This is a genomic window from Bradyrhizobium sp. (assembly GCF_049691595.1).
GTDB lineage: Bacteria > Pseudomonadota > Alphaproteobacteria > Rhizobiales > Xanthobacteraceae > Bradyrhizobium.
This window is the reverse complement of the sequence record NZ_JBAVNZ010000082.1, coordinates 1-3,457: the sequence shown is the minus strand read 5'-3', so window position 1 is coordinate 3,457 and position 3,457 is coordinate 1. Positions and strand designations below refer to the sequence as shown.

Below are 3,457 nucleotides of genomic sequence, written 5' to 3'. Positions count from 1 at the left end.
GTCCTCGTCGGCGAGCTTGAGATGGAGCTTGTCGGCGATGGGCAAACAAAACAAATTGGCGAGGGCGGCGCCGTAAAATGTGGCGAGCAGCGCCACTGCCATGTACGGCCCGAGCTTCGAGGGGTCGGTCATGTTGGCGAACATCTGCACCATGCCGATCAGGGTGCCGATCATGCCGAACGCCGGGGCGCAGTCGCCGATGGCGCGGTAGATCTTGCTGCCCTCATCGAGATGCATCAGGAAATTGTCGCGGTCGCGCTCCATATTGTCGCGGATAAATTCGAGATCGTAGCCGTCGGCGACATAGCGGATGCCCTTGGCGAGGAAAGGCTCGTCGGTATCGACTTTTTCCAGGCCGACCGGTCCCTGCTTGCGGGCGATTTCGGCGATGCGGGCGAGCTCGTCGACGAGGTCGCGCGCGGACAGCCGGCTCATCGTGAAGGCGAATTTCGCCCCCAGCGGCAGACCGTGCAGCATGACGCCGAGCGGGAAGCGGATCATGGTGGCGGCGATCGATCCGCCGAAGATGATGATGATCGCATGTTCGCTGATGAACATGTGCAGATCGCCACCCATGAGCACCATCGTCGCAACAACAACGATGCCGAACACGAGCCCGACGCCCGTCATGATATCCATGGGAGACTCCACCGCCTACGCTTACAGCCGGCCATCCTGGACGGCACGCGGCCATCCGAACCGTGCAACGGCAACCCTAACGTCGCGGCCATTAAAGACGCGTAAAGGTTAAGCCCGTCCAAAGCCGAGTACGGCCGCCTTTAAGGAAATCGTCCGCCAAAACAGCGACAATCGTGCCGACCAGTGCGGCGGCCCGAGCGCGATCTCAATCTTTTGCTAACCATAATCCGCGCAGGGCGTCTTGCCGCGCGCTCACGAAGCCGGCAGGCCCGCCAATTCCAGGCTGAGCGCGCGCAGCCGTCTGCGCGCGGCTGGCTCATAGGCCTGCGGATTGGCTTTGGCCTCCTGCATGCCGTTGAAGAAACGCCCGCTGGTGCCGGCGACGTCGTCACCGGTCACCAGATGCAGGATCGCCTCGCCGCCCTGCTCGACGGTGGAGATCGGCGCGATGCCGCCGGCCCGCACCATGGTGGTGTTCATATAGGTGGCCGGGTGCAGCGAATTCACGGTCACGCCGGATCCGCCGAGCTGTTCGGCCAGATCGATGGTGAACATGATCTGCGCAAGCTTGCTCTGCGCATAGGCGCGGCTGCCGCCATAGCCCCTGGTTATCATCACGTCGTCGAAATCGATCGGGTACTGGCCGAGCGAGGCGACATTGACGATGCGCGACGGCGCGCTCGCTTTCAGGAGCGGCAGCAGCAGGTGCGCGAGCAGGAATCCGGACAGGTAATTCACCGCAAACCGCAGTTCATATCCATCCGCACTGGTCCGCCGCTCCGGACCTTCCGTCTGCGATCCGATGCCGGCATTGCTGACGAAAACGTCGAGCCGTTCGTGATCGGCGAGCACCGCTTGCGCAAGTCTGCGCGTAGCGGCGAGCGAAGACAGATCAGCCTGATAGAACGTGGGTTCGCGGCCACCGGCCCGCTTGATCTCGTCGCGCAAGGTTTCGGCCCGGGCCTTGTCGCGGCCGTGGATCAATACCCTGGCGCCGGCGGCGGCAAGCCTGGCCGCGACATGGCGGCCGACGCCGTCGGTCGAGCCGGTGATCAATACGGTCCTGCCGTCCATCTTCACGTTGTTGCGCTCCTGGCGCGCCTTCCGCAAAATTGGGCCCCGGTTTTGCGAATAGAATACGCGCAAAAAATAAAGCCCTCAGTGAATCTCCGCCGAACGCTTCAGCGCCGCTTTCAGCTTCTCGAGCGAAAAATCCGGGCTGCGGGCGATCTCCAGGATCGGCGTCTCGCGGCGGCCGCAGAGTTCGGCGGCATCAGGAATTTTGGCGGCGATGTCGATCGGAATCACGATCGCGCCGTGGCGGTCGGCGTGAATCAGATCGTCGGAGCGAACCGTCATTCCGGCGACGCGCACCTCGCCGCCAAAGCTCTCCGCATGCACCCAGGCATGCGACGGGCCGATCGAGCCGGCCAGCGCCTGGAAGCCGGGCGCCCATTGCGGGATATCGCGGATCGAGCCGTCGGTGATGACGCCGAGACAGCCGAGCGCCTTGTGCACGTTGCTCTGCACCTCGCCCCAGAACGCGCCATAGCCGGCATCGGCGCCGTCGATGTCCTGGATCACCGTGATGCGCGGACCGTGGCCGGTGCCGACATATTCATAATAGTCGATGCGGCGCTTGGCCTGTTCGGCGGCCGGAAGGCCGGATTGCAGCACCGAGCGGATCGTCACGGTACGCGCATAGCCGACCATCGGCGGCAGGTCGGGAAACGGACAGACCAGCGGCTTCGTCGTGTAGCCGATCAGGCGGCGCTCAGGTGCCACGATTTCCATCGCGTTGCAGATCGTCGGCGTGTCGTAGCGCGCCAACGCTTCAAGGACGGAAGCGGGTAGCAGGGCGGAAGCGGAGGTGGTCACGGCGTTTCTCTCCTGATTTTTTTGGGCAGCTTTTTTACGGCCGCAGGTCGGCCTCCGCCTATACCCGACATTGGGCGTGAACCCAACTCGGCGAACGCTCATGGCAGATATTTCGAGGGCTAGAATCCCCGCGGGGCCGCTCAGTTCAGGCGGGCCGGCCGGTCCTGCGGTTCGGCATCCGTAACGGGGGGTGAAAATGTCGGCGACTGCGGCGGCGCACCGGGATCGGCGGGCGTGGCGGCCGGCGCCGCGGCCTTGCGCTGATGATCGCGGTAGGATTTCCAGCCCAATGGCAGGCTGACGAGATAGAGCACCGAACCCACCGAGAGAATGTGCCAGGGATAACTGATCAACAGCGCGATGAAGAAGATCACCGAGACGAACACCGGCAGCACCATTTCCGGCGGAACGCGCATGCGCACGGTCTTGCCCGAAAATACCGGCAGGCGCGACACCATCAGGAACGCGATCAACAGCGTATAGAGCGCCGTCAGGGTCGCCGGCGGCATCGGGATGCCGAGGAAGGCGAGATAGACCGGCAGCAGCACGGTGATCGCGCCGGCCGGCGCCGGGACGCCGGTAAAATAGTTCACCGCGAAGGCGGGTTTGTTCGGATCGTCGATGGTCGCGTTGAAACGGGCGAGCCGCAGGCCGCCAGAGATCGCAAACACCATCGCCGCGATCCAGCCGCCGTTCTTGAGTTCGTGCAACTGCCAGAAGTACAGGATCAGTCCGGGCGCGACGCCGAAATTGACGAAGTCGGCGAGGCTGTCGAGTTCGGCGCCAAAGCGCGAGGTCCCCTTGAGGAACCGCGCCAAACGCCCATCAATGCCGTCGAGGATCGCGGCGAATACGATCGCGCCGAGGGCCAGCACGTAGTGATTCTCGAACGCCATGCGGATCGCGGTCAGCCCGGCACAAAGCGCGAGCAGCGTGACGA

At 63.9% G+C, this 3,457-nt stretch carries 4 protein-coding genes; all 4 read right to left on the bottom strand.

Annotation, left to right across the window (positions count from 1 at the left end; translation table 11 throughout):
- Nucleotides 1–639: motility protein A (locus tag WCE35_RS04055; RefSeq protein WP_424592057.1), on the bottom strand; the 639-nt coding region annotated here is incomplete at its 3' end.
- 252 nt (nt 640–891) lie between these two features.
- On the bottom strand, nt 892–1,719 hold the full coding sequence (locus tag WCE35_RS04050) for an SDR family NAD(P)-dependent oxidoreductase (RefSeq protein ID WP_424592058.1): 828 nt from the start codon (nt 1,717–1,719) through the stop codon (nt 892–894).
- 78 nt (nt 1,720–1,797) lie between these two features.
- Nucleotides 1,798–2,517, bottom strand: a complete 720-nt coding sequence (locus WCE35_RS04045) for an RraA family protein (RefSeq protein WP_424592056.1) — start codon at nt 2,515–2,517, stop codon at nt 1,798–1,800.
- Nucleotides 2,518–2,657: 140 nt separating this feature from the next.
- On the bottom strand, nt 2,658–3,457 hold an 800-nt coding region (locus tag WCE35_RS04040), incomplete at its 5' end, for a CDP-alcohol phosphatidyltransferase family protein (protein ID WP_424592055.1).